The 25,458-nt window shown below is 71.5% G+C and carries 17 protein-coding genes; 8 read left to right on the top strand and 9 right to left on the bottom strand.

Annotation, left to right across the window (positions count from 1 at the left end):
* Window position 1: 1 nt before the first annotated feature.
* From ACZ5U5_RS30535 to ACZ5U5_RS30525, 3 genes are read right to left on the bottom strand one after another with little or no spacing between them, the layout of a single operon-like run.
* A complete protein-coding gene (locus tag ACZ5U5_RS30535; RefSeq protein WP_469027961.1) occupies window positions 2-2,392 on the bottom strand; it encodes a xanthine dehydrogenase family protein molybdopterin-binding subunit in 2,391 nt (796 codons plus the stop codon).
* A 2-nt stretch (window positions 2,393-2,394) separates the two neighbouring features.
* The gene (locus ACZ5U5_RS30530) at window positions 2,395-2,988 is read right to left on the bottom strand and encodes a (2Fe-2S)-binding protein (RefSeq protein ID WP_469027958.1); all 594 of its coding nucleotides are present in this window, start codon (window positions 2,986-2,988) and stop codon (window positions 2,395-2,397) included.
* Window positions 2,988-3,878, bottom strand: a complete 891-nt coding sequence (locus tag ACZ5U5_RS30525) for an FAD binding domain-containing protein (protein ID WP_469027956.1) — start codon at window positions 3,876-3,878, stop codon at window positions 2,988-2,990. The genes ACZ5U5_RS30530 and ACZ5U5_RS30525 overlap by 1 nt, the downstream gene beginning before the upstream one ends.
* A 340-nt stretch (window positions 3,879-4,218) precedes the next feature.
* Between ACZ5U5_RS30525 and ACZ5U5_RS30520 the strand changes: the two genes are divergently transcribed.
* The gene (locus tag ACZ5U5_RS30520; RefSeq protein WP_469027954.1) at window positions 4,219-5,931 is read left to right on the top strand and encodes a PucR family transcriptional regulator; all 1,713 of its coding nucleotides are present in this window, start codon (window positions 4,219-4,221) and stop codon (window positions 5,929-5,931) included.
* 139 nt (window positions 5,932-6,070) lie between these two features.
* Complete coding sequence (locus tag ACZ5U5_RS30515) at window positions 6,071-6,847, top strand: hypothetical protein (RefSeq protein ID WP_469027951.1); 777 nt, start codon at window positions 6,071-6,073, stop codon at window positions 6,845-6,847.
* 180 nt (window positions 6,848-7,027) lie between these two features.
* Here ACZ5U5_RS30515 and ACZ5U5_RS30510 read toward each other — a convergent pair whose 3' ends face one another.
* Window positions 7,028-7,756, bottom strand: coding sequence for a GntR family transcriptional regulator (locus ACZ5U5_RS30510; RefSeq protein ID WP_469028063.1), 729 nt, complete (start codon window positions 7,754-7,756; stop codon window positions 7,028-7,030).
* Window positions 7,757-7,948: 192 nt separating this feature from the next.
* On the opposite strand from ACZ5U5_RS30510, the gene ACZ5U5_RS30505 reads away from it, so the two are divergent.
* A complete protein-coding gene (locus ACZ5U5_RS30505) occupies window positions 7,949-8,800 on the top strand; it encodes a (2Fe-2S)-binding protein (RefSeq protein ID WP_469027949.1) in 852 nt (283 codons plus the stop codon).
* 232 nt (window positions 8,801-9,032) lie between these two features.
* Entirely contained in the window at window positions 9,033-10,103 is a 1,071-nt protein-coding gene (locus tag ACZ5U5_RS30500) for a DUF2637 domain-containing protein (RefSeq protein WP_469027946.1), read from the top strand.
* A 39-nt stretch (window positions 10,104-10,142) separates the two neighbouring features.
* Here ACZ5U5_RS30500 and ACZ5U5_RS30495 read toward each other — a convergent pair whose 3' ends face one another.
* Window positions 10,143-10,625, bottom strand: coding sequence for an ATP-binding protein (locus ACZ5U5_RS30495; RefSeq protein ID WP_469027944.1), 483 nt, complete (start codon window positions 10,623-10,625; stop codon window positions 10,143-10,145).
* A gap of 216 nt (window positions 10,626-10,841) precedes the next feature.
* Between ACZ5U5_RS30495 and ACZ5U5_RS30490 the strand changes: the two genes are divergently transcribed.
* Window positions 10,842-13,901: an alpha-mannosidase gene (locus ACZ5U5_RS30490; RefSeq protein WP_469027942.1), complete on the top strand. Its 3,060-nt coding sequence runs from the start codon at window positions 10,842-10,844 to the stop codon at window positions 13,899-13,901.
* A gap of 7 nt (window positions 13,902-13,908) precedes the next feature.
* On the opposite strand, the gene ACZ5U5_RS30485 is transcribed toward ACZ5U5_RS30490, so the two are convergent.
* The 3 genes from ACZ5U5_RS30485 to ACZ5U5_RS30475 all read right to left on the bottom strand — a co-directional run bounded on the left by ACZ5U5_RS30485 (window position 13,909) and on the right by ACZ5U5_RS30475 (window position 21,653).
* Window positions 13,909-15,651 carry a pyruvate dehydrogenase gene (locus ACZ5U5_RS30485; protein WP_469027940.1) on the bottom strand — a complete coding sequence of 581 codons (1,743 nt, stop codon included), beginning with the start codon at window positions 15,649-15,651 and terminating at the stop codon, window positions 13,909-13,911.
* A 62-nt stretch (window positions 15,652-15,713) separates the two neighbouring features.
* Window positions 15,714-17,186, bottom strand: coding sequence for a protein phosphatase 2C domain-containing protein (locus tag ACZ5U5_RS30480; RefSeq protein WP_469028060.1), 1,473 nt, complete (start codon window positions 17,184-17,186; stop codon window positions 15,714-15,716).
* 714 nt (window positions 17,187-17,900) lie between these two features.
* On the bottom strand, window positions 17,901-21,653 hold the full coding sequence (locus ACZ5U5_RS30475) for a S8 family serine peptidase (protein WP_469027937.1): 3,753 nt from the start codon (window positions 21,651-21,653) through the stop codon (window positions 17,901-17,903).
* Window positions 21,654-21,858: 205 nt separating this feature from the next.
* Here ACZ5U5_RS30475 and ACZ5U5_RS30470 point away from each other — a divergent pair, with 205 nt between their 5' ends.
* The 3 genes from ACZ5U5_RS30470 (at window position 21,859) to ACZ5U5_RS30460 (ending at window position 23,865) form a co-directional block, all read left to right on the top strand.
* The gene (locus ACZ5U5_RS30470; RefSeq protein ID WP_469027934.1) at window positions 21,859-22,842 is read left to right on the top strand and encodes a helix-turn-helix transcriptional regulator; all 984 of its coding nucleotides are present in this window, start codon (window positions 21,859-21,861) and stop codon (window positions 22,840-22,842) included.
* 92 nt (window positions 22,843-22,934) lie between these two features.
* Window positions 22,935-23,417 (top strand): DUF456 domain-containing protein, encoded by a 483-nt coding sequence (locus ACZ5U5_RS30465; RefSeq protein ID WP_469027931.1) that lies wholly within the window; start codon window positions 22,935-22,937, stop codon window positions 23,415-23,417.
* Between the two features lie 79 nt (window positions 23,418-23,496).
* Window positions 23,497-23,865, top strand: a complete 369-nt coding sequence (locus tag ACZ5U5_RS30460) for a PPOX class F420-dependent oxidoreductase (RefSeq protein ID WP_365819191.1) — start codon at window positions 23,497-23,499, stop codon at window positions 23,863-23,865.
* A gap of 162 nt (window positions 23,866-24,027) precedes the next feature.
* Here ACZ5U5_RS30460 and ACZ5U5_RS30455 read toward each other — a convergent pair whose 3' ends face one another.
* The gene (locus tag ACZ5U5_RS30455) at window positions 24,028-25,446 is read right to left on the bottom strand and encodes a DNA-3-methyladenine glycosylase 2 family protein (RefSeq protein WP_469027928.1); all 1,419 of its coding nucleotides are present in this window, start codon (window positions 25,444-25,446) and stop codon (window positions 24,028-24,030) included.
* Window positions 25,447-25,458: the final 12 nt, after the last annotated feature.

The raw sequence follows: 25,458 nt of genomic DNA, 5'->3' as shown, positions 1-25,458 counted from the left end.
ATCAGGTACCGGTGAGGTGTTCGGGGCGTACCGGCGTCTTGTTCAGCTCCAGGCCCGTCGCGTTCCGGATCGCCGCGAGGACGGCCGGAGTCGAGGAGAGGGTCGGGGCCTCGCCCATGCCGCGAAGGCCGTAGGGCGCGTTCGGGTCGGCCAGTTCGAGCACGTCGACCGGGATGGTCGGGGTGTCGAGGATGGTCGGGATGAGGTAGTCCGTGAAGGAGGGGTTGCGCACCTTCGCGGTCTTCGGGTCGACGATGATCTCCTCCATCACCGCGACGCCCAGGCCCTGGGTGGTGCCACCCTGGATCTGGCCGACGACGGAGAGCGGGTTGAGCGCCTTGCCGACGTCCTGCGCGGTGGCGAGCTCGATGACCTTGACCAGGCCGAGCTCGGTGTCCACCTCGACGACCGCGCGGTGCGCGGCGAACGAGTACTGGACGTGGCCGTTGCCCTGACCGGTCTTCTTGTCGAAGGCCACGGTCGGGCGGTGCCGCCACTCGGCCTCGACCTCGACGCTCTCGCCTTCGAGCAGCTCGGCCAGGTCCGCGAGGGCCTCGCCGCCGTCGGTGACGACCTTGCCGCCCTCCAGGAGGAGTTCGGCGGTGGCCCACGCCGGGTGGTACGAGCCGAACTTGCGGCGGCCGATCTCCAGGACCTTCTCGCGGACGAGCTCGCAGGAGTTCTTGACGGCGCCACCGGTGACGTACGTCTGACGCGACGCGGACGTCGAACCGGCGCTGCCCACCTGGGTGTCGGCGGGGTGGATCGTCACCTGCTGGACGCCGAGCTCGGTGCGGGCGATCTGCGCGTGGACGGTGATGCCGCCCTGGCCGACCTCCGCCATCGCGGTGTGCACGGTCGCGACCGGCTCGCCGTTGATGACCTCCATGCGCACCTTGGCGGTGGAGTAGTCGTCGAAGCCCTCGGAGAAGCCGACGTTCTTGATGCCGACCGCGTAGCCGACGCCTCGTACGACGCCTTCGCCGTGCGTGGTGTTGGAGAGGCCGCCGGGCAGCGCGCGGACGTCCGCGCCCTCGCTGGACTCCCACTGGCGCTCGGGCGGCAGCGGGCGGGCCTTGACGCGGCGCAGGATCTCGGCGACCGGGGCCGGCGAGTCGACGGGCTGTCCCGTCGGCAGGAGCGTGCCCTGCGACATGGCGTTGAGCTGGCGGAACTCGACCCGGTCCATGCCCACCTTGTCGGCGAGCTTGTCCATCTGCGCCTCGTAGGCGAAGCAGGCCTGAACGGCGCCGAAGCCGCGCATCGCGCCGCAGGGCGGGTTGTTCGAGTAGAGGGCGATCGCCTCGATGTCGACGTCCTCGATCACGTACGGACCGACCGACAGGGACGAGGCGTTGCCCACGACCGCCGGGGAGGCCGACGCGTAGGCGCCGCCGTCCAGGACGATCTTGCACTTCATGTGCGTGAGCTTGCCGTCCTTGGTGGCGCCGTGCTCGTAGTAGAGCTTCGCCGGGTGGCGGTGCACGTGGCCGAAGAAGGACTCGAAGCGGTTGTAGACGATCTTGACCGGCTTGCCGGTGCGCAGCGCCAGGAGGCAGGCGTGGATCTGCATCGAGATGTCCTCGCGACCGCCGAACGCGCCGCCGACGCCGGAGAGCGTCATGCGCACCTTGTCCTCGGGCAGGCCGAGGACGGGGGCGATCTGTTCGAGGTCCGAGTGCAGCCACTGGGTGGCGACGTACAGGTCGACGCCGCCGTCCTCGGCCGGTACGGCGAGGCCGGACTCCGGGCCGAGGAAGGCCTGGTCCTGCATGCCGAAGGTGTACTCGCCCTTGACGATGAAGTCGGCCTTCTTGGCGGCCTCTTCGGCGTTGCCCCGGATGATCGGCTGGTTGTGCACGATGTTCGGGTGCGGGACGTGCTTGATGTACTCGTCGCTGCGGCCCTCGTGGACGAGGACGGCGTCCGGAGCGGTCGCCGACGCCTCGTCGGTGATGACGGGCAGTTCCCTGTACTCGACCACGATCTTCGCGGCGGCACGGCGTGCGGTCTCCGGGTGGTCGGCGGCCACGAGGGCGACCGGCTCACCGTGGTGACGGACCTTGCCGTGGGCGAGGACCGGGGTGTCCTGGAGCTCCAGGCCGTAGTTCTTCATCTCGGCGGGCAGGTCGTCGTACGTCAGAACGGCGTACACGCCCGGCGTCTTGAGCGCCTCGACGGTGTCGATCGAGACGATCTCGGCGTGCGCGACGGTGCTGCGCAGCGTCTGGCCCCAGAGCATGTCCTCGTGCCACATGTCCGAGGAGTAGGCGAACTCGCCGGTGACCTTGAGGGTGCCGTCCGGGCGGAGCGTGGACTCGCCGATGCCACCCTTGTTGTGCTTCTGGGTGACCTCGGTGGGCGCGCCCGTGGTGGTCTTGGTTCCAGCCATGATCAGACCGTCTCTTCCTGACGGGCGGCCGCCAGGCGGACCGCGTCCAGGATCTTCTCGTAACCGGTGCAGCGGCAGAGGTTGCCGGAGAGCGCCTCACGGATGTCGGCGTCCGACGGCGAGGCGTTGCGCTCCAGGAGCTCGTCGGCCGCGACGAGGAGACCGGGGGTGCAGAAACCGCACTGGACGGCGCCGGCGTCGATGAACGCCTGCTGGATCTGGGAGAGTTCGCCGCCCTCACCGGTCTGGCCGTCGGTGCCCTTCGCCTGCCACTGGCGGGCTTCCTGGAGGCTGGTGCCGCCGCAGACGGAGCCGCAGGCGCCGCCCGGGTGGGAGTCCTCGCGGTGCTTGGCGTAGTCCGCGAGGCCCTCGACGGTGACGACCTCTCGGTCCTGGACCTGACCGGCGGCGACGAGACACGAGCAGACCGGTACGCCGTCGAGGCGGACGGTGCAGGATCCGCACTCGCCCTGCTCGCAGGCGTTCTTCGAACCGGGAAGCCCCATGCGCTCGCGCAGGACGTAGAGGAGGGACTCGCCCTCCCAGACGTCGTCGGCTTCCTGCTGACGGCCGTTGACCGTGAAGTTCACGCGCATTATGCGACTCCCTCAGTGCTGCGGCCGTTGCCGCGGTACGACTCCCAGGTCCAGCCGAGCGTGCGGCGGGCCATGATGCCGACGGCGTGCCGGCGGTAGTTCGCCGTGCCGCGGACGTCGTCGATCGGGTTGGCGGCACCGGAGGCGAGCTCCGCGAACTGCTTGGCGATCGAGGGGGTGATGATCTTCTTGCTGTCCCAGAAGCCGCCCTCTTCGAGCGCCGCGTTCAGGAATTCCTCGGCCGCCTTGGCCCGAATGGGGGTCGGGGCCGCGGAGCCGATGCCGGTCCGTACGGTCCGGGTCTCGGGGTGCAGGGCGATGCCGAAGGCGCACACGGCGATGACCATCGCGTTGCGGGTGCCGACCTTCGAGTACTGCTGGGGGCCGTCCGCCTTCTTGATGTGGACGGACTTGATCAGCTCGTCCTGGGCGAGGGCGTTGCGCTTCACGCCGGTGTAGAAGTCGTCGATCGGGATGAGGCGCGAGCCGCGTACGGACTCCACCTCGACCTCGCAGTCGGCGGCGAGCAGCGCGGGGTGGGCGTCACCGGCCGGGGACGCCGTGCCGAGGTTGCCGCCGACGCCGCCGCGGTTGCGGATCTGCGGGGACGCGACGGTGTGGGAGGCCAGTGCGAGACCGGGGAGCTCGGTGCGCAGCTCCTCCATGATCGTGGTGTAGGGAACCGAGGCGCCCAGCTGGACCGTCTCCTCGCCCACCGACCACTCGCGCAGCTCGGCGATGCGGTTGAGGTCAAGCAGGTACTCGGGACGACGGTGGTCGAAGTTGATCTCGACCATCACGTCGGTGCCACCCGCAATCGGCACAGCTGTCGGGTGCTCGGCCTTGGCGGCGAGCGCCTCCTCCCAGCTGGCGGGGCGAAGGAAGTCCATGAGGCTCTCTTCTTCGTATCGTGGGTCGTTCGCTTCAAGGGACTTCGTTCCGGCCACAGGTGCCATTCGTCCCTCGACTGCTCGTTCATGTGCTGTTAACGCGGAGTGGGGCAAGTACACCGCTCCGCCGTCCCATGGGGTCAGTCACCGAAACCATGAAGGAGTTGGCTGGCCAAGGCGCGCGTCTTGTAGATTCGTATGAAGAACGGGCCTCAGTAACCTCGCGGCTTCCCCCTGGAAACCGGAGGCACCCCAGGACACGGGGGCTCCGGTCCACACAGAGTCGACAGACACGGACTGTCTGTACATCCCATTCGAGACAAGATCGGCGGCGACCACCATGCGGCTGCGCGCACTCCTTGACACCGACGCGCTGGGCCTGCGGCTGCTCGGCGGTGAGGAAGAGCTCGACCGCACCGTGCGCGGTGTGATGACCACCGACCTGCGCGACCCCAGCCGGTATCTGGCGGGCGGCGAGCTGGTCCTGACCGGTCTCGCCTGGCGCCGCGACGCCACGGACACCGAACCCTTCGTACGGACCCTCGCGAGCGCCGGAGTGGCGGCCCTCGCGGCGGGCGAGGCCGAGTTGGGCGATGTCCCCGACGACATCGTCGAGGCCTGTGCACGGCACCGTCTGCCGCTGTTCGCCGTGAACGAGTCGGTCGCCTTCGCGACGATCACCGAGCACGTCGTGCGCCAGGTGTCCGGCGAGCGTGCCGGTGACCTGGCGGCCGTCGTCGACCGGCACCGCCGCCTGATGACCTCGGGCCCCACGGGCGGCGGCCCCGACGTCGTCCTGGACCTGCTGGGCTCCGACCTGGACCTGCGGGCCTGGGTCCTGTCCCCCGCGGGCCGCGCCATCGCGGGGTCGAGCGCCGCGGGCCCCGCCCTGCCCGCGGCCGTCTGCGCGCGTCTGGCGGGCGAACACCTGGCCGCGGCCCGCACGGGTCGCCGGGGCCCCCACCGGGTCCAGGTGGACGGCTCGACGTACTCCCTGTTCCCCATCCGGAGCAGTGGGCGCGGTTCGGGTTCCGCGTCGGCTTCGGCGGCGGCCGCTGCGAGCACGGCCGCGCTGCGCGACGTGCGCGAGACGGTCCTTTCCGACTGGTTCCTCGCGGTCGAGGCCGACGCGGGCGACTGGCCCGAGGAGCGGCTGGACCTGCTGCAGGGCGTCACCCAGCTGATCGCGGTGGAGCGCGACCGGCGCGACGCCGCCCGCACGGTCCGGCGCAGGCTGGCGCAGGAGGTCCTCGAACTGGTCCAGACGGGCGCGGCACCGGCGGAGATCGCGGCGCGCCTGCGGGTCGCCGCCCCCGTGCTCCTTCCCGGCCTGGGCGCGGCACCGCACTGGCAGGTCGTGGTGGCCCGCGTGGAGTGGGACGGGGGCGAGATCGACGGCGGCCCGGTGGCCCAGTCCCTCCTGGAGGAGATCCTCGTGGACCCCCTGTCGGCGGGCCCCGAACCGTCCGACCGCATCGCGGTGGCCCATACGGGTGACGAGGCGATCGCGCTCGTGCCGCTGCCCGCGGTCTCCACGGAGCACGACGGCTCGGAGACGGGCCTCCTTGCCGACTCCCTCCTGGAGTCCGTCCGCGACCCGCTCTCGGCGGGTCTCGACGGCGACGGGCGCCTCACGCTCGGCGTCAGCGCGTCCGTGCACTCGGCCGAGGGCCTGCGCGGCGCCCTGGAGGAGGCCCGGCACGCCCGCCGGGTCGCGGCGGCGCGTCCGGGGCGCGTCTGCGCCGCGGGCCACCAGGAGCTGGCCTCGCACGTCCTGCTGCTGCCCTTCGTCCCGGACGACGTGCGCCGCGCGTTCACGGCCCGCCTCCTGGACCCGCTGCGGGACTACGACCGGCGCCACCGGGCGGAGCTCATCCCGACCCTGGAGGCGTTCCTCGACTGCGACGGTTCCTGGACGCGGTGCGCGGCGCGGCTGCACCTGCACGTCAACACGTTGCGCTACCGAGTGGGCCGTATCGAGCAGTTGACGAGTCGTGACCTCTCACGCCTCGAGGACAAGCTCGATTTCTTCCTGGCACTGCGGATGAGCTGACGCGAGCGACCTCCCTCAAACCCCTTTCATGGTCGGCCCTTTGTGAAATCTTTCACCCAGCCTCTTGGCCGGGTGCGCCGATCCATGCTGAGATGCGCCCACGACTCAACAGCTCAATGGCGTGCTCGGGGAGGGCAACGTGGCGCATACCGCCATGTCTGGTTCCGGAACGACTGCAGGGGACGATCCACTCCAGACCGCGGTATGGCGGCTGCGCTCGCGCGGCTGTTGGACCGACGCGGCAGCACTGCTCGCCTCGCGGGAGGGACCGGGGCCGGCCCTGCAGAGAACCTCACTCCTGGTGGAGCGGTGCCTGTTCACGGGCGAGGGCTGGGCGGAGGCGGAGGACGGACTGCGGACCGCCGAGGCGCTGGCCGTCGAGGACGAGGACCGCGGGGCGGCGGCCTGCGAGCGCGGCCAGCTCGCGTACGCCTCCACGGTGCTCGCCGTACGGGACCGGGCCGACGAGGCGCGTACGGCGCTGGGGCGGGCGGCGGCGCTGCTTGCCCCGAATGCTTCGGGGCGGCCTCTGCTCGACTTCCGCCGGGGTCTGATCGCCGAGCACATCTCGGACTCGCCCCAGGCGGCGCGGGCCGCCTACCGGCGGGCGCATGCGGGGGCGACGGCGCATTCCGATCCTCTGCTGCTCTCCTTCACCTGGCGTCACCTGGCCGGACTCGCCCTGCGGGAGGGCGAGTTGGCGGAGGCGCGGCACGGGTTCGCGGAATCGCTGCGGATCCGGGAGGAGCTGGGGTATCTGGTCGGTACGGCGCCTGCGCTGGCGGCTCTCGCCGACACGGAACCCGAACCGGAGGCGGGCCGCCTCCGGGCCGAGGCGGCTCGCCTTTTCCGCCTGATGGGCGGGGTGCCGTCATGGCTGTCACAGCATTTGTCGCCACCGGCGCCGGCGGCGTAGGCCTCCGGCCCTGATGGCCATCATCACCGGCTTCGCCGAGTTCGTCCTCAAACGCCGGACGGGCTGAAAAATTCAGCCCGTCCGGCGTTTGAGGACATCTTGTCGGGGGTCCAGGGGGCGGAGCCCCTTGGTTTCGGGGAGGGGTGGGATTGGGGAGAGCCCCGCAGGGAACGCCCGAACCTAGCCCCCGGCACCGGCAAAGTGCTCCCGCACCAACGTCTGGACGACCCCCAGGTCCTGCACCACCAACGCCTCCAGCAGAGCCATATGCTCCGCCGCATCAGCGACAAGATCGGCGCGCCGGGCATGGACGGGCCCGCTGACGAGGGGCCACTGCGACCGGCGGTGCAGATCGTCCGCCACCTGCACCAGCTGCTGGTTGCCCGAGAGGGCTAGGACCGCCCCGTGAAAGGCCCGGTCCGCCTCCGCGTACCGGGCAAGGTCCCCGCCCGCCGCAGCCACCGCACTCGCCTCCGCCAGCGGACGCAACTCACACCACCGCGCCGCAGGCACCGTACGGGCGAGCCGCAGCATCACCGGCACCTCGATCAGCGCCCGCACCTCCGCAAGCTCCCCCAGCTCCCGCGCGCTCCGCTCGGTGACCCGGAAGCCGCGGTTCGGCACGACCTCCACGGCGCCCTCGATCGCCAGCTGCTGCATCGCCTCGCGCACCGGAGTCGCCGAGACCCCGAAGCGTTCGCCGAGCACGGGCGCCGAGTACACCTCGCCGGGCGCGAGGTCGCCCCCGACGAGCGCGTCCCGCAGAGCGTCCAGGATCTGCCCGCGTACCGAGTTCCGCTGCACCGTCTTGCGGGGCGCGGGAACCGGCGCCCGTACGGCCGCTTCCCCGTGCGTGTGCTCACCGCGGGCCACGGGGGCGACCGCGTCCCGGGCCGTCGCCGCCCGCATCTGCTCCGGAACACGGACGGCGAGGCGGTACGCGTCATGCGCTCTGGCCTGCTCCACGAGGTCCACCCCAAAGTCCGCTCGGTCCGAAAGGTACGAGAGGCACCATAGGCGGACAGCCCCGCAGTTGAAACCTCGATCATTCTGGGTAAGGTTAGGCTTACCTGTAATCGATCGTGATTCGGTGGTCCTCGCATGTCCGTTCCCACCTTGGCGAAGCCCGCCCCGAGCGTCCTCGCGGACGCCTACGCCCGCCTCACCGAGGTGTTCCCCGGACTGCTCGTGAGCGAGCTCGGCGAACACGAGAAGGCCCCACAGGGCGACGGCTGGGTCACCGCCGCCCGGCTCGCGGAGGGCGGGGCCGACCTCGACGCGTTCATGGCGTGGGACGAGGCACAGGTACTGAGGGACTACGGACAGGCGGGGCGCCCGGACGTCATCGCGAGCTTCGCGCTGCACCGCTACGCCTGGCCCGCCACCCTCCTCATCACCATGCCGTGGTTCCTGCACCGCCGTGTGCCGCGCTATCCCGTGGAGAACGTGTCCTTCCAGCGCACGCTCGGCCGCCTCGCCGTACGCAGCGCGGGCTTCGCCTGCTTGCCCGGCGATCCCGCCGCCTCGCTCCCGGGCACCCGCGTCGTGCCGGACGAGGAGGCCCTGCGCGCGGAGGTGCGGGCCTCCGTCGCCGAGCACCTGGGACCGCTCCTCGACGCCTTCGGCCCCCGGATGCGTCGCCGCTCGCGCGCCCTGTGGAGCGTCGCCACGGACGAGATCGTCGAGGGGCTCTGGTACATCGCCCATCTGCTCGGCGAGGAGCAGCGCGCCACGACGGAACTGGAGCGGCTGCTCCCCGGCGCCACCAAGCCGTACGTGGGCACGGCGGGGTTCCGTGAGCTGCGGGGGCCGAACGGCGAGTCCCTGCCGACGCGGGACCGCGCGAGCTGCTGCATGTTCTACACGCTGCGCCCCGAGGACACCTGTGTGACCTGTCCGCGCACCTGTGACGCGGAACGCGTCGCGCGCCTCAGCGCCGCCGCGGCCGCCTGATCCGCGGCTCGCTCCGAGCCCAAATCGCACCCCCTCCTCCTCGAACCACCCTTTCGTGTCCGTTTAATCGAACCCAACTTCCCACGCCGGGGCCCTAGTTCGAGCAAAACGGCGCGCGCCGCACCCCTATGCACCCCCCTTGGCGTCTTCTTGCGCAAAAACCCCTCTGGGGGTCATCGGGATTGGGCCACTATGGCGCCCGAACGCCCTACCGCGACGCAAGGGACCCCAGATGAGACTGACCGACATATCGCTGGACTGGCTGCTTCCGGGTGGCGTCCTGCTCCTGGGCATGCTGGTGGCGGTGGCGGTACTCGCACGCGGCAAGCGCGCCGGGCAGAAGGCGGCCACCGGAGCCTCCGGAGACGACTCCTGGGAACGCAGCGAGGAGCGCCGCAGGCGCAAGGAAGCAATCTATGGAACGGCCTCGTACGTCCTGCTGTTCTGCTGTGCGGCGGTCGCCGCCGCACTCTCCTTCCACGGCCTCGTCGGCTTCGGTCGGCAGAATCTCAACCTCACGGGCGGCTGGGAGTACCTGGTCCCGTTCGGGCTCGACGGCGCGGCGATGTTCTGCTCCGTGCTCGCCGTGCGCGAGGCCAGCCATGGTGACGCGGCGCTCGGCTCGCGCCTCCTGGTGTGGACGTTCGCGGGCGCGGCCGCCTGGTTCAACTGGGTGCACGCGCCCAGGGGCCTCGGCCACGCGGGCGCCCCGCAGTTCTTCGCCGGAATGTCGCTGTCGGCGGCGGTGCTCTTCGACCGCGCGCTGAAGCAGACCCGCCGCGCGGCGCTGCGTGAACAGGGCCTGGTGCCAAGGCCGTTGCCGCAGATCCGGATCGTACGGTGGCTGCGCGCACCGCGGGAGACCTTCGGCGCCTGGTCGCTGATGCTCCTCGAAGGCGTACGCAGTCTGGACGAGGCGGTCGAGGAGGTCCGCGAGGACCGGCGCGAGAAGGAGCGCACCCGGACCCGCAGGAAGGACCGGGAGAAGCTGGAACGTGCGCAGCTCAAGGCGATCAGCAGGGGCCACCGCAGCCTGCCGGGCCGCGGCGGCGGACGTCAGGTCGATCTGCCGGCGGTCGCGCCGGCGACCGGGTCCGCGCAGGCCGGCGCGGACCCTGCCATAGCGCCGCAAGAACTGGAACAGGACCAGCTGCCGCTGCGCTCCCGTCCCGCTCTCCAGGCCGTGAAGAACGGCGCTGAACCCGTCACCGTCGACCTCACGGCCGAGGACGACACCCAGGCGCTGCCGCGGCTCGACTCCCTTGAGCGCAAGCTCAAGGATCTGGAGCAGCAGTTCGGCTGATGTCAGCGGCGCAGGACGGGAGTTGACCGGCGGTCCGGCTCATGCCGGGCCGCCGTCCAGCTCGAACCACACCACCTTTCCGACCCCGTGGACCCGCACACCCCACGCGTCGGCGAGGGACTGCACGAGCATCAGGCCGCGGCCATGCGTGCTGTCGTCGGCATTCGGCCCGCAGAGCTCCGGGCGGCGCCCAACGAAGTCCCTGACCTCGACGCGCAGCCCGCCGGGCCGCACGGTCGCCGTCAGAATGGCGTCGCGATCGGTGTGCACCAGTGCGTTCGTGACGAGCTCGCTGGTCAGCAGCTCGGCCACCTCGGGCCTTCCGGGCGTCCCCCAGGCCCGGAGCAGTTCACGCAGGGCGCCCCTGACCTCAGGGACCGCCCTCAGGTCGGATCTCCCCAATCTGCGCCGGAGTTGAGCCCTATGGAGCTCCACCGGCTTGTCGTCGATCGGCCCGTCCCTTGCTATCGGCGAAGACGTCCCGAACTGGATGGGACTGCCCCCTCTTGCTTGCCTTGTCATGACCCCCGCCCACAAACGAGTCAATTCCTCCCTGCTCGAACACCCTCACGGCATTCATGCCCCACTCGGTTGGCGGCACTCATGTCCATTCGTCAAGCATTGGAGTGGGTGCGCCCGAGCCCGACGGGGAAGTGAAGCCGTGGACCGTTTCTGCTTGATCCCGACCGGGCCCGATCGCGTCACATCGGTCCCGCCCGAGCGCTTTGAGGAGCCGCCGTGCACGACGACCGACTGCTGGTGGAGGGTCGCCTGGAGCGCGCCCTGCGGCAGTTCATCCGCCCCGCCCAGTACGCGGACCGTGTGCCGCTCAGCCTCTCCGTCTGGCACGCGCCCGGCGAACCCGTGCCCGTCGCCGCGGCCCTCGATGCCACGTACGAACCCTTCGAGACGGGCACGGCGTGGGGAAAACCCTGGTCAACCAGTTGGTTCCGGCTGCGCGGTCAGGTGCCCGACGACTGGCGCGGGCGCCACGTCGAGGTGGTCGTCGACCCCGGCTTCACCGGTGAGGGCCCCGGCTTCCAGGCGGAAGGTCTGGTGTACGACGCCTCGGGCGTCCCCCTCAAGGGCATTCACCCGCGCAACCGGCACATTCCCGTGGCAGCCTCCGCACGGGGCGGCGAGCCGGTGCACCTCCTCCTGGAGGCGGCGGCCAACCCCGCGATCCTGCACGACTTCGAACCGACACCCCTGGGCGACGTACTGACCGCGGGTGATGGTCCCATCTACCGATTCGCGTCTGCCGATCTCGCCGTACTGGACGAGGACGTATGGCAGTTGACCCTGGACATCGAGGTCCTTTCCGAGCTGATGTACGAACTGGACGCGGCCCGTCCGCGGCGTCACGAGATCCTGCGCGCCCTGGAGCGTTCGCTCGACGCACTCGATCTGCACGACGTGTCGGGCACGGCGGCGGCGGCGCGGGCCGAGCTGACGGAGGTCCTCGCAAGTCCCGCCCACGCGAGCGCGCACCGGGTCTCGGCCACCGGGCACGCCCACATCGACTCGGCCTGGCTGTGGCCGCTGCGCGAGACGGTACGCAAGGCATCGCGCACCTTTGCCAATGTGACGGCGCTCGCGAAGGACTATCCCGAGCTGGTCTTCGCCTGTTCACAGGCCCAGCAGTACGCCTGGGTCAAGGAGCACCAGCCGCACATCTGGGAGCGCATCAAGAAGGCGGTCGCGGACGGCAACTGGGCCCCGGTGGGCTCCATGTGGGTCGAGTCGGACGCCAACATGCCGGGTGGCGAGGCACTGGCCCGGCAGATCACGCACGGGATGCGGTTCTTCCGTGAGGAGCTCGGCGTGGAGACGGAGGAGATCTGGCTGCCGGATTCCTTCGGATACACCGCCGCGTTCCCGCAGTTGGCGAAGCTCGCGGGCGTCCGCTGGTTCCTCACCCAGAAACTGAGCTGGAACCAGTCCAACAAGATGCCGCACCACACCTTCTGGTGGGAGGGCATCGACGGCACCCGTGTCTTCACGCACTTCCCGCCGGTCGACACCTACAACTCCCAGATCCATGGCGCCGAACTCGCGCACGCAGAGCGGAACTTCACCGAGAAGGGCCGCGCGTCCCGCTCACTGGTGCCGTTCGGCTGGGGCGACGGCGGCGGCGGTCCGACCCGCGAGATGCTGGAGAAGGCACGGCGGCTGCGGTCCCTTGAAGGGTCGCCGCGCGTCGAGGTCGAGAAGCCGTCGACGTTCTTCGCCGCCGCCGAGGAGGAGTACGGGGCGGGGGCGCCGGTCTGGTCCGGCGAGCTCTATCTGGAGCTGCACCGCGCCACGTACACGACACAGGCGGCCACCAAGCGCGGCAACCGGCGGACCGAACACGCGCTGCGCGAGGCGGAGTTGTGGTGCACGGCCGCCGCGGTCCGCGACCCCGCGTACGTCTACCCGTACAGCACCCTCGACCGGCTGTGGAAGACGGTGCTCCTGCACCAGTTCCACGACATCCTGCCGGGCTCGTCGATCGCCTGGGTGCACCGCGAGGCGCGTGACACCTACGGGCGCGTGCTCGCCGAGCTGGACGAGATCACCGCGGCGGCGGTCCGTTCCCTCGGTGCGGGCGGGCCCGTCGCGCTCAACGCGTCGCCGTACGCCCGCAGCGAGGTCGTCACGGCCGACGACGGCTCCCTCGTGCACGTGAACGTCCCGGCCCTGGGAAGCAAGAGTCTGGAGGAGGCCGCCTCCTACACGCGGGAGACCGGGGCGACGGCGCTGCTCGCCGACGGCGAGATCCAGTTGCTGAACGAGCATCTGCGCGTCGCCATCGACGCGGACGGCCTGCTGACCTCCGTGCACGACATCGACGCGCACCGCGAGGTCCTGTCCCCCGGATCGCGCGGCAATCTCCTCCAGCTGCACCCCGACCACCCCACGCACTACGACGCCTGGGACCTGGACAAGCACTACCGCAACACGCACACCGACCTCACCGGGGCCGAGTCCGTCGAGTTGGTCGAGGACGGGCCGCTGCGGGTCGCCGTCCGCGTGGTGCGGGCCTTCGGGAAGTCGCGGATCACCCAGGAGATCCGGCTCGCGGCGGGCAGCCGACGCATCGACGTCGTCACGGAGGTCGACTGGCAGGAGTCGGAGAAGGTGCTCAAGGCCGCCTTCCCGCTGGACGTGCACGCCGAACGGTCCGCCGCCGAGATCCAGTTCGGACATGTGCACCGCTCCACGCACGCCAACACGGGCTGGGACGCGGCACGTTTCGAGATCTGCGCGCACCGCTGGCTGCGGGTCACCGAGGACGCGTACGGCGTGGCGGTGCTCAACGACTCGACGTACGGCCACGACGTGACGCGCGCCCCGCACGGCGAAGGGCTCGGCACCACCCTGCGGCTCACGCTGCTGCGCGCCCCGCACAGCCCGGACCCGGAGACGGACCTGGGCGTGCACCGCTTCACGTACGCCCTGCTGCCCGGCGCGACGACGGGCGACGCGGTCGCGGAGGGCCTCGCCCTGAACCTGCCGCTGCGGGTCGCCGCCGCGCCTGCCCTGCCCTCGCTGGTCAGCGTCGACAATCCGGCGGTGACCGTGGAGTCGGTGAAGCTCGCGGACGACGGGAGCGGCGATGTCGTGGTGCGGCTCTACGAGTCGCGGGGCGGCCGCGCGGCGGCCACGCTCACCACGTCGTTCGCGGTGGGCGCGGCCGAGGTGACCGACCTCCTGGAGCGTCCGCTCGAACCGGCCCACACCGATGAAGCGGGGCTCGTGCTCGCGCTGCGTCCGTTCCAAATCGTGACGCTGCGGCTGCGGCCCGTTCGCTGACCGTACGTCAGGGGCGTGGCACGTTCCGCAGGTTGGAGCGTGCCATCTGGACCATGCGGCCGACGCCCCCGTCCAGGACGATCTTGCTGGCGGAGAGCGCGAAGCCCGTCACCATCTCGGAGCTGATCTTGGGCGGGATGGAGAGGGCGTTCGGGTCCGTGACGATGTCGACGAGGGCGGGGCCCTTGTGCGCGAAGGCGTCCTTCAGGGCGCCGGCGAGCTGCTTGGGCTTCTCGACCCGTACTCCATAAGCACCGGCAGCGCGGGCGACGGCGGCGAAATCGGGGTTGTGGTTGGCCGTGCCGAACGAAGGGAGCCCGGCCACCAGCATCTCCAGCTCGACCATGCCGAGGGATGAGTTGTTGAAGAGGACGATTTTCACCGGCAGGTCGTACTGGACGAGGGTGAGGAAGTCGCCCATCAGCATGGAGAATCCGCCGTCGCCGGACAGGGAGATGACCTGCCGCTTGCGGTCGGTGAACTGGGCGCCGATCGCCTGCGGCAGGGCGTTGGCCATCGAGCCGTGGCTGAAGGAACCAATGATGCGGCGCCTGCCGTTCGGCGAGAGATAGCGGGCCGCCCAGACATTGCACATGCCGGTGTCGACGGTGAACACGGCGTCATCCGCGGCGAGTTCGTCGACGACGGACGCGACGTACTCGGGGTGGATCGGGATGTGCTTGTCGACCTTGCGCGTGTAGGCCTTGATGACGCCCTCCAGGGCGTCCGCGTGCTTCTTCAGCATCTTGTCGAGGAACTTGCGGTTGCTCTTGGGCGCGACGCGCGGGGTGAGACAGCGCAGCGTCTCGCGTACGTCGCCCCAGACGGCGAGGTCCAGCTTGGAGCGGCGGCCGAGGCGTTCGGGCCGCACGTCGACCTGGGCGATCTTGACGTCGTCGGGCAGGAAGGCGTTGTACGGGAAGTCGGTGCCGAGCAGGATCAGGAGGTCGCACTCGTGGGTGGCCTCGTACGCGGCGCCGTAGCCGAGCAGCCCGCTCATGCCGACGTCGAAGGGGTTGTCGTACTGGATGAACTCTTTCCCTCGCAGGGCGTGGCCCACCGGGGACTTGATCTTCTCGGCGAACTCCATGACCTCGGCGTGCGCGCCGGCTGTGCCGCTGCCGCAGAAGAGGGTGACCTTGTCCGCCTTGTCGATCATCGCGGCGAGCTTGTCGATCTCCGTGTCGCCGGGGCGCACGGTGGGGCGCGAGGTGACGAGGGCGCTCTCCGGGGACTTGTCGGGGGCGGGCTGGTCGGCGATGTCTCCGGGCAGGGTGACGACACTGACGCCGGACTGCCCGATCGCGTGCTGGATGGCGGTCTGGAGCAGCCGCGGCATCTGCTGCGGGCTGGAGATCATCTCGCTGTAGTGACTGCAGTCCTGGAAGAGCCGGTCGGGGTGGGTCTCCTGGAAGAAGGAGAGACCGATCTCGCTGGAGGGGATGTGCGAGGCCAGGGCGAGGACGGGCGCCATGGAGCGGTGGGCGTCGTAGAGGCCGTTGATCAGGTGGAGGTTGCCGGGGCCGCAGGAACCGGCGCAGACGGCGAGGCTGCCGGTGATCTGGGCCTCGGCACCCGCCGCGAAGGCGGCGGTCTCCTCGTGCCTGACCTGCACCCACTCCATGCCCTTGGTGCGCCTGATCGCGTCCACGACCGGGTTGAGGCTGTCGCCCACGACTCCGTACATGCGGCGCACACCGGCGCGATGGAGGATGTCGACGAACTGTTCGGCGACGTTCTGCTTGGCCATGGCTTCACGAACCCTTCAGTCCCCTTGACTCTCTTGGGTCCATGAATTCACAGGGCGGGCGCTCACGCCTCCCAAACGGCGGCCGCCGTCCGGTCGTCCGCGTATCCCTTGACCCTGACCTGGATGTCCGCGAGGAAGGTCGCGAGGCCCGGGGGGCCGCCCTTCGCCCACCGCTGGGTGAGGTGGGCGGCCAGCTCGGGCTCGCCGCGCAGGGGCTCGGCGAGGCCGCCGCTGCAGAGCATCAGGGCGTCACCCGGGCGGGCTACGGAGGCCCGGAAGCGGAAGGGTTCGCGGGGCGGGGGCTCGGGCGCGGGCTCGTACGGACTCGGGGGCGTGACGATCCCCATGTCCATGGTGAGCCGGTCGCCGTCGGGGGTCTGAGGCGGCACCGACCCGAACCCGACCACGGGCGGTCCCGGGTCCCCGGCGGCGTCGCTGACCTGGGGCTCGATGTCCTGCCACGCACCGTCCCTGAGCCGGAAGAGTCCGCCGCCGCCGACGCCGAAGAAGACGCGGGTACGGCATTCGGGGTCGGCCGTCAGGAGGAGGCAGCGCAGGGACGCCGCGTACTCCTCGGGTTCGATGCCGAGGTCGGCGGCGTGCGCGCGGAGCTTGCCGAGGCTGCGGTCCGTGAGCCGGTGCAGCCCGCTCTTGAGGTCCCCGCGCCGGGCGGCCCTGATGTCCTCGGAGAGCCGCTGATGGCTGCGGCCCACGGCCCGCCCGATCCAGGCGCACGCCTCGGCGGCGGCACGGTGAGCGCCGGGTGTGGCCCGCGCGCCGGTGGCCATGGCGACCAGGACGAGGGCGCCATCCCCGGTCCCGAAGCGCGCGGTGAGCAGCGAGTCGCGGCGGGGTTCGCCCCGATAGCGCGCGGAGTCCCCGCGCACGGAGACGGCCCGCAGGGTGGAGGTGCCGTACCGGGCGCCGTCGAGCACGGTGTCGGCGACCAGATCGCCCAGGTCGTCGGGGTCGGCGACGGGCAGGACGGTGGGCTCGGCGTCGTAGGTGGGCGGCCCGTCGCCGACGTACGCCACGGCAGTCACCGCGGACGCCGAGACGACCGCTTCCCGCGGCGGTCCCACGGGGGCAGGCGCCTGCGGGTCCGGACCCGCGGATTCCTCGGGCGCGCGGGGCGCGGGGACGGCGGTCGTGCGGCTCGGATCATCGGCCGGCTTCGACGGCCCCGACAGAAAGGTGACAGGCCCCCCGGCCCCGGCGGACGGCTCCCAGGGGGCGGTGTCGGGCCGGACACGGACGGGCGGCGAGAGCGGCTCGTATGAGGGCGGGGGCGGGGGTGGCGGCGAGGGGGCGCGGGGGGTGACGGGGTCGTGGGGCGTGCTCCGCTCCCCCGGCGGCTCGGGATCCGGCGGCCGCGGAGGCGGGTTCGGGGTGGCGTCCGGCGCCGCAGTCCGCCGGGACTGGAAATCCGGGGGCGGCGATGGGTCGCGGGGTGTGGCTGAGTCGTGGGGTGTGATCCGCTCCCCCGCTGCGGCCGCGGGGCCACGGGTGGGGGGCTCTCCCGGCGGCGCGGGAATGGGCGCCCGATGAGGCGGGTCCGGGGTAGCGTCCGGCGGCGCACTCCACCGGGATCGGAAATCCGGGGGCGGCGGCTCCGGGTCGTGGAGCGTTGCCGGGTCGCGGGGTGCGACCTGCTCCCCCGGCGGCTCGGAATCCGCCGGCCGAGGAGTCAGGGCAGGGGTAGCGTCCGGCAGCGCACCCTGCCGGGATCGGAAATCCGGGGGCGGCGGCTCCGGGTCGTGGAGCGTTGCCGGGTCGTGGGGTGTGACCTGCTCCCCCGGCGGCTCGGGATCCGGCGGCCGAGGAGTCAGGGCCGGGGTGGCGTCCGGCGGCGCGCTCCGCTGGGGCCGGAAATCCGAGGGCGGCGGCTCCGGGTTGGGGAAACGGCCGGGGCGCGGGGGTGTTCCCTCCGCGCCCTCGCTCGCCGGGGAGGGATCAGCCGGGCCCTCCCCCGCCGCCGCGGAAGCCGAGGCGAACCTGTCGTCGAGGGTGTCGGCCGCCTCGGCCGGACCCGTGTCATGAGCGGAGTCGTCGTAGAGCTGACCCCACCAGTCGTCCTCCTGGCCGGAAGCTCCGTCGTGCCTCTCCCCCTGCTGGCTCATGCCCCTATTGTCCACCGCGGAGGCCGTACGAAAACGGTGCATCCGGAAAATCCGGCCACCGGAAGAGTGATGAGGGCCGCCGGGCGGGCCCACCCCCCACGGGAGGACCGCCCGGCGGTGTCTGTGTGTTTATCGCACGTCGTAGGCGCGGGCCACCGTCTGAGTGATGGAACTTCCGTTCGTATCCGTCAGTTCGGTCCTGAGCCAGACCTGCTTCCCCGAGGCGCCCGCATGGTTCACGGTGGCGGTCCACTTGCCGCCGGAAGCGGACGTCTTGGCCTCGGTCCAGGTCTTGCCCTCGTCGTACGAGTAGGACAGGGCCGCCGACTTGACCGCGCCCGGCTTGTAGCCCGCGTGCCCTGTCACTGAAAGCTCAATCCGTCGGCCGTCCTTCGCCGCCAGTGTCTTCATGCCGTCCTCCGGCAGCCGGTAGCGCGGGAACAGCATCGGGATGCCCTGCGAGTAGACCTCCTCGTCGAGGTGCGAGCGGAACGCCCACGTGGTCTGCGTCTCCGTGGACCGGTGCCAGACCTTCGAGCCGATCTTCCGGGTGCTGAGCGTGAGTTCGTACGCGGAGTCCTCGGCCGGGACGGAGAACACGCCGGACGGCCAGCCGGACTCGCCCACGACCTCGCCGTTCCGCTTCAGCTCGACGCTGCCGATGTCACCGAACCCGCCCTGGATCCCCGCGTGTTCACTGTCGGCCCAGAATCCGGGCGCGACTCCGATCAGGTTGCCCTGCCGCTCCCCCGCGAGGCCGAGGCCGCCGTCGGCGTCGCGTGGCGCGGCGGGGGTGAGCACGCCCTCGTACCAACTCTCGCTACGCCGCTCCCCCTTCTCGTACGTCCGCACCGGGTCGATCATGAACTCGCCGAACGGGAAGCTGCTGGAGACCTGGTGGCCCCAGCCGGTCGTGCCCGCCGAGTAGTACTCGGTGCGCTTGCCGGGGGCCGGGACCGACTCGATGTCGGCGAAGTACACCTCGAGACCCGAGGGGCGGACGGCGGACGGCAGGTCCACGTAGTCCGTGGCCGTGCCCATCGCGCGGTAGGTGGCCTCGTTCGCGGCGAGGTCCTTGTCGCGTACGCGGTAGGTGCGGTCGTCGCGGACCTGACCGGTCTCGGGGAAGGCCAGGTTGTAGACGTACGGGCTCTTGGCCGTGCCCTTCCACTTCAACTCCACCGCCCCAGCGGCCAGTTGTGCGAGCAGCGAGTTCGCCTCGGCCGTCTGGACACCGAGGACCGGCAGCGGGGAGCCGCCGAGGCCGGCCGAGGGGTACCAACGGCCTGGTGCCGTGCGGTGGGCGAGGACCGCGAGCGCGCCCGCCGCCTTCGCGTTCGTGGCGACGGCGGAGGCGGCACCGCTGTCCGGCACCTTGACGAGGGCGATCTTGCCCTTGACCCCGGCGGCCTCCAGCTCCTCCGGCGTACCGGACCCGGCGTCCACGAGGGTCGCCCTGCCCGTGCCGTCGAGGTTGGCCGAACCGGTGGATGCGGTCACTGGGTGCAGCGATTTGCCGCCCACGACGGCGAGTTCGGAGAGCAGGGGTGCGGCGGCGCGCCAGTAGCTGCCGGACTCGAAGGTGCCGTCGGTGGCCTTGCCCTCCACGGACTGGTAGAAGCCGCGGATCGAGCGCGGTCCGGCCGCCGTGCCCGCGTGCAGCCAGTTGTCGGTGCCCCAGGTGCGGGCGAACCCGAGGGTGGCCCCGCGCACCTCGCACTTCTTGTCCGTCCTGACGGTGAGGCGGTGTGCCTTGCGGGCGTCGAGCGTGACGGTCATGTCCTTCTTCACCTCGACCTGGGGCCGGGCGATGTGCGTGAGCGAGTCGGTCAAGGTGCCGCCGTCCGCGTCCGGCGTGGCGACGAAGCCGGTCAAGAAGTAGGCACCGGGGCGGACTTGGTACGTCTGGTCGTTCGCGCCCTCGTTGAAGCGCCGCTCGCCGGTGGCGTCGTCGGTGCCGATGAGGTCGAGGGACGAAGGGCCGTCGGCGGGCTTCCCGTCACGGTCGACGAGCTTCACGCGCAGGCTGACGGTCTCCGGCTGCACGTAGAGGGAGAAGGGGGTGGAGACCGCGACGCCGCCGCCCTTCGCCAGGACGCGTCCGGTCACGTCGCCGTACTGGGAGCGCTTGAGGTGCACGTCGGGATCGAGCTTCAGCGGGACCTTGACCGTGGCCCCGGCGGCGACCTTCACCGAGCGCGCGCCGAGCTCGGCGACGCCCGACCTCACCGACGAGCCGTCGTTGCCCGTGACGCCCTGCACGGACAGCTTCAACTCCACGGCTTTGTCCGTGGTGTTGGTGTACGGCACGTCGACCGTCGTACGGTCCGAGGTGTCCTGGGGCCAGCCGAAGCTGCCGCCCTGCACCGCGGGCGAGCCGAGCACCTTCTGGTCGACGGCGGCCTTCACGTCGAGCCGTCCGCCACCGGTCTCGGTCACGTCGCCGGGGATGGCGCTGTCCGCGGACGACACGAGGGCCGCCTTAATCTGCTGCGCGCTCCAGTCCGGATGGCGCTGCTTGACCAGGGCGGCGGCGCCCGCGACGTGCGGGGCAGCCATCGACGTGCCGCTCATGGACTGGTAGGCGTACACGCCCCTGCCGCCCGCCGCGGCCGCGGATATGTCGACGCCGGGGGCGGCGATCTCCGGCTTGAGGGTGTGCGAGCCGTATGCGGGCCCGCGGCTGGAGAAGGAGGCCGTCGAGTCGTCGCGGTCGACGGCGCCGACGGTCAGGACGCTCGGCGCGCAGCCGGGCGAGGAGACGGAGTTGAGGCTCGGCCCGGTGTTGCCCGCGGCGAGGACGAAGAGGGTGTCCTTGCTCGACTGCGCGAGCTCCTCCGTGGCGGTGCTCATGGGGTCGGTGCAGTCGGTGCGGGCCGGGTTGCCGAGGCTCATGGAGACGACGTCGGCGTTCTCGTCGACGGCCCACTGCATGCCCGCGATGATCCACGAAGTGGCGCCGGAGCCGCTGTCGTCGAGGACCTTGCCGTGCAGCAGCTCGGTGCCGGGCGCGACGCCCTTCTTCTTGCCGCCGCTCGCGGCGCCGCTGCCGCCGACGGTGGAGGTGGTGTGGGTGCCGTGGCCCTGGCGGTCCTCGTTGTCCGGCGATTCGGTGAAGTTCTCGACCGCGCCGATCCGGCCCTTCAGGTCGGGGTGCTCCGCGTCGGCGCCGGTGTCGAGGACGGCGACCTTGGTGCCCTTGCCGTCGTAGCCCGCGGCCCACGCCTCGGGGGCGTGCACCTGCTTCGTCGACCTGTCCAGGGTGGCCTTGACCTTGGAGTCGAGCCACAACTTCTTCAGGTCGGACGCGGCACGGGACTTGGGTGAGGTGATGTCCGCCCAGAAGTCCGCGGCCTTCTTCTTGTCCGCCTTCATCGCGACCCCGTCGACGGGGTCGAGGACGAGCCCGCGTTCGGCACCGCGCGGAGTGGCGGGCACCGCGCGCGTGACGTCGACGGACGTGTCGTACACGGCGATCAGCGGAAGCTGCTCGGCGTGCGCGTCGTCGTAACCCTGGCGGACGAGCCCGGTGACGTTGAAGAGCTCCTCGTCGACCTTGCCGTCGGCGATCGCGTGGACGGCGCCCTCCGGGTAGACGTACAGGTCCTTGCCGGACTGTCTGGTCTGCACGAGGGGCACCGTGCCGTCGGCGCCGGGCAGTGCGCTCGCGCCCGCGCGGTCCTTGCCGTCGGTCGTGACGAGGACGCGATCGCCGGTGACGAGGGTGACGACGGAGCTGCCCTCGCCGCGCGGCCCACTCCCCACCGGCGGACTCGTGTCCGCCGTGGCCGTGCGCGGCTCGGCCACGGACGGGACGGCCGCGGTGACGGCGAGGACGACGGCGGACGCCGCCCCCAAGGCCGTACGCGCTATCGGGCGCATCGCTCTCCCCAGGGTTGATGGGCATGCGGAACCACAGCCGAAAAGGGACCAAAGGCCCTAATCGCGGCTGCCGTTGGTGCTGCGGTGGCGTCACCTTGGCAGAGAGGCGGGGGGTACGGGGATGATGTCCTGGGGCGGGTTTACGCCGTGGCTGTTTCCCGCCAGGGCTCCGTCGGATCGGATCTCTGGGGAGGGACGTCGCCGCATGCTGGCTGCGATAGGTCTGGACGAGCTGCACGAGGCGGCGTACCGCGCGCTGGTCGCGGTGGGCGCCGCCGACGTGCCCGATCTCGCGCGGCGGCTCTCGCTCGGCGAGCCGGAGACGGTCCGCGCGCTGCGCCGCCTCGAACTGCACGGCCTCGCGGCTCAGGCGTCCGGCAAGGCGGGCCGGTGGGTGGCGGCCCCGCCCGGCGTCGCGCTCGGCGCCCTGTTGACCCAGCAGCGGCACGAACTGGAGAAGGCGGAGCTCGCGGCGAAGCTGCTCGCCGAGGAGTACCGCGCGCAGGCCGCCGAACCCACGGTGCACGACCTGGTCGAGGTGGTCACCGGCGCGGGCGCGGTCTCGCAGCGCTTCCTCCAGCTCCAGCTGGGCGCGAGCTCCGAGGTGTGCGCCCTGGTGACCGGTAACCCCGTGGTGATCACCGGTACGGAGAACGACGCCGAGGAGCAGGCCGCGGGCCGTGGCGTCACCTACCGGGTGGTGGTCGAACGCTCCGTGCTCGCGCTCCCCACCGGCCTCACCGAACTGTCGACGGCGATCGGCCGCGACGAACAGGTGCGCGTCGTGGACCGCGTCCCGACGAAGCTGGTGATCGCCGACGGCTCGCTCGCGATGGTGCCGCTGACCTCGCGCAGGGCGGAGCCCGCCGCGCTCGTGGTGCACGCCAGCGGCCTGCTCGAATCCCTGACGGGGCTCTTCGAGGCGGTGTGGCGGGACGCGCTGCCGCTGCGGCTCGGCGAGGCCGGCCACGCGGTCACCGAGGACGCCCCCGAGGGCCCCGACGGCGCGGATCTGGAGATCCTGTCGCTGCTGCTCGCGGGCCTGACGGACGCGAGCGTCGCCAAGCAGCTCGATCTGGGCCTTCGGACGGTGCAGCGCCGGGTCAAGCGCCTGATGGAGCTGACGGGCGTGACGACGCGGCTGCAGCTGGGCTGGCACGCGTACGAGCGGGGCTGGGTGGCGCGCTAGGACCGGGCCCCGCGGGCTGCTACGGGGGCTCGCGCGAGCTGCGGGGACTTGCGCGACCTGCGGTTTTCTCCCGTTTCCGGCACGCTTGACAGATGGGAGCCTGGGAACTCCTGCTGGTCGGAGTCGTACTGCTGCTCGGGATCGGCGGAGTGCTTGTACCCGGCGTGCCGGGGCCGTGGCTGGTGTGGGCCGCGGTGCTGTGGTGGGCGCTGAAGGATCCGGAGCCGGTCACCTGGTGGGTCCTGGTCGGCGCGTCCGTCGTGCTCCTCGTGGCGCAGGGCATCCGATGGCTGCTGCCGCCGCGGCGCTTCCGCCAGAGCGGCGCCACGCGCCGGACCGCCGTGTACGCGGGGGCCGGGGCGCTTGTCGGGTTCTGTGTGGTGCCGGTGATCGGTGCGCTGCCGGGATTCATCGGAGGGATCTACGTGAGCGAGCGGCTGCGGCTCGGCGGCCACGGCCGGGCGGCGACGGCGACGAGGGCGGCCATGCGGGCGGGTGGCTGGAGCGTACTGACCGAGTTGTTCGCGTGCCTGCTCATCGCGGGGGCGTGGCTGGGGGCCGTGATCTGGGGCTGAACCGGATCGGCGGATCGCTCCCTCGGAACCGGACGAGGAGGCCCGGCGCCGGGCCCTGCCCGCGGCTTAGGCTCGCGCCATGACCGAATTCAGCGAGGCCGAGCGGGCGTACCTCAAGTCACAGCGTCTGGGCCGGATGGCCAGCGTGGACGCGACGGGGCAGCCGCAAGCCAATCCTGTCGGGTTCTTCCCGCAGGACGACGGGACGATCCTGATCGGCGGGTACGCGCTGGGGGCCACCAAGAAGTGGCGCAACCTCCAGAAGAATCCGAAGGTGTCGCTGGTCGTGGACGACGTCGTGAGTGAGCGGCCGTGGAAGGTGCGGGGTGTCGACATCCGCGGCGAGGCGGAACTTCTCACGGGGCCGCATGAGTTGGGCCCTCACTTCAGCGAGGAGCTGATCCGGATCCATCCTCGGCGGATCCATAGCTGGGGGCTGGAGCAGTAAGTTCTCCCCAACCCCGCCCCTTCCCGAAAACCGTGCCCGCGCCCCGGGCCTACCTGGGGCTCCGCCCCAGACCCCGCTCCTCAAACGCCGGAGAGGCTGAAGATTCAGCCTCTCCGGCGTTTGAGGAGGGCCCTCGCGCCGAGCGGGGTCGGGGAAACTTCCTTACCCCGCCGCCAGCACATGCCGCACCCCATACGACCGCCAAGGCCGCCACCCCTCAGGCACCGGCTCACCCGGCAGCCCCACATCCGGATCACCCAACGCCCGCATCCGAATCAAGGCGACGGCCCCCGCATCCACCCCGCCCAAGGCCGCGAGGCCAGCCTCCGCATCGTCCCGGTCCGCCCCCGCATCAAGGCGAACCCGGCCATCGGCGAGCGCGGCGGCAAGCACCCCCAAGGACCCCGGCTCCCCGGCAAGCGCGCCGGGCTCCGGGAACACATGGGTCAGCGTCCCGCACGGCGCGTCCAGCGCCTTCCCGTACCGCTCCACCAGCAGGGAAGCCTCCCCCCGCCCCACGAGCGCCCGCACCGCGAACTCCTCGGGATCGGCCGCGCCCGGCGACCGGAGGCCCGGCCGCGCCGCGACCAGCGGGGCAAGGCGGGGATCGGAGCCGAGCCGCTCGTCGACGGCGTACGGATCCGCGTCGAGGTCGAAGAGGCGGCGCAATCGCTGCACGGCGGTCGTGAGGTCCCGCAGGTCGGTCAGATGGAGCCGCGCGTCCAGCCACCCGCCGACCCCGTGGTCACTCTCCTCGACGGCCACGATCCCCGTCCCGTACGGCAGCCGCAACGTACGCCGATAGGTCCGCCCACCAGTCGCTCCACCCGGCTCCCCGCTGACCTGCTCGATCCCGGCGACGGCCTCCTCGGCGAGCAGGTCGAAGACGGCGCCCGCCTGATAGGCACCCCGGTAGGCGAGCCGCAGCGGCACCCCGGCCGCCGGGGTCGCCTGCCCGGCGCCCCCGCCACGCGGCGCGGCGGCCCGCAGCGCGGTGGGCGTCAGGGCGTACACCGCGCGGATCGTGTCGTTGAACTGCCGGACGCTCGCGAACCCCGCCGCGAACGCGATCTCCGTGATCGGCAGAGCCGTGGTCTGCAGCAACACCCGCGCAGTGTGCGCCCGTTGGGCCCGCGCGAGGGCGACGGGCCCGGCCCCCAGTTCGGCGGTGAGCTGGCGCTGCACCTGCCGGGAGCTGTAGCCGAGCCGCACGGCGAGACCGGAGACGCCCTCGCGGTCGACGACACCGTCACCGATCATGCGCATGGCGCGCCCCACGACGTCCGCGCGTACGTTCCACTCCGCGGACCCCGGCACGGCGTCCGGGCGGCAGCGCCGGCAGGCCCGGAATCCGGAGCCCTGGGCGGCGGCCGCGGTGGTGTAGTAGCGGACGTTCTTGCGCTTCGGGGTGACGGCAGGGCAGCTGGGGCGGCAGTAGATGCCGGTGGTCTCGACGGCGAAGAAGAACTCTCCGTCGAAGCGCGCGTCGCGGCTGCGCACCGCCTCGTACCTGGTCTCTTCATCGATCACGTGGTCCAGTGTGCGGGGTGGCGACCGCTTCGGCTGGCGGAATTCGGACATCGCATCGCGGGG

It is taken from the genome of Streptomyces sp. NPDC033177 (genome assembly GCF_055577715.1).
Note: the sequence above shows the minus strand (reverse complement) of the source record. Positions and strands in the feature narration are given on the sequence as shown.

Excerpts from the sequence above, each read along its gene's own strand:
- ACZ5U5_RS30535 (WP_469027961.1), bottom strand. The coding sequence starts at position 2,392 with ATGGCTGGAACCAAGACCACCACGGGCGCGCCCACCGAGGTCACCCAG.
- ACZ5U5_RS30530 (WP_469027958.1), bottom strand. The coding sequence starts at position 2,988 with ATGCGCGTGAACTTCACGGTCAACGGCCGTCAGCAGGAAGCCGACGAC.
- ACZ5U5_RS30525 (WP_469027956.1), bottom strand. The coding sequence starts at position 3,878 with ATGGACTTCCTTCGCCCCGCCAGCTGGGAGGAGGCGCTCGCCGCCAAG.
- ACZ5U5_RS30520 (WP_469027954.1), top strand. The coding sequence starts at position 4,219 with ATGCGGCTGCGCGCACTCCTTGACACCGACGCGCTGGGCCTGCGGCTG.
- ACZ5U5_RS30510 (WP_469028063.1), bottom strand. The coding sequence starts at position 7,756 with ATGCGGGCGGCGACGGCCCGGGACGCGGTCGCCCCCGTGGCCCGCGGT.
- ACZ5U5_RS30505 (WP_469027949.1), top strand. The coding sequence starts at position 7,949 with ATGTCCGTTCCCACCTTGGCGAAGCCCGCCCCGAGCGTCCTCGCGGAC.
- ACZ5U5_RS30500 (WP_469027946.1), top strand. The coding sequence starts at position 9,033 with ATGAGACTGACCGACATATCGCTGGACTGGCTGCTTCCGGGTGGCGTC.
- ACZ5U5_RS30495 (WP_469027944.1), bottom strand. The coding sequence starts at position 10,625 with ATGACAAGGCAAGCAAGAGGGGGCAGTCCCATCCAGTTCGGGACGTCT.
- ACZ5U5_RS30485 (WP_469027940.1), bottom strand. The coding sequence starts at position 15,651 with ATGGCCAAGCAGAACGTCGCCGAACAGTTCGTCGACATCCTCCATCGC.
- ACZ5U5_RS30475 (WP_469027937.1), bottom strand. The coding sequence starts at position 21,653 with ATGCGCCCGATAGCGCGTACGGCCTTGGGGGCGGCGTCCGCCGTCGTC.
- ACZ5U5_RS30470 (WP_469027934.1), top strand. The coding sequence starts at position 21,859 with ATGCTGGCTGCGATAGGTCTGGACGAGCTGCACGAGGCGGCGTACCGC.
- ACZ5U5_RS30465 (WP_469027931.1), top strand. The coding sequence starts at position 22,935 with ATGGGAGCCTGGGAACTCCTGCTGGTCGGAGTCGTACTGCTGCTCGGG.
- ACZ5U5_RS30460 (WP_365819191.1), top strand. The coding sequence starts at position 23,497 with ATGACCGAATTCAGCGAGGCCGAGCGGGCGTACCTCAAGTCACAGCGT.
- ACZ5U5_RS30455 (WP_469027928.1), bottom strand. The coding sequence starts at position 25,446 with ATGTCCGAATTCCGCCAGCCGAAGCGGTCGCCACCCCGCACACTGGAC.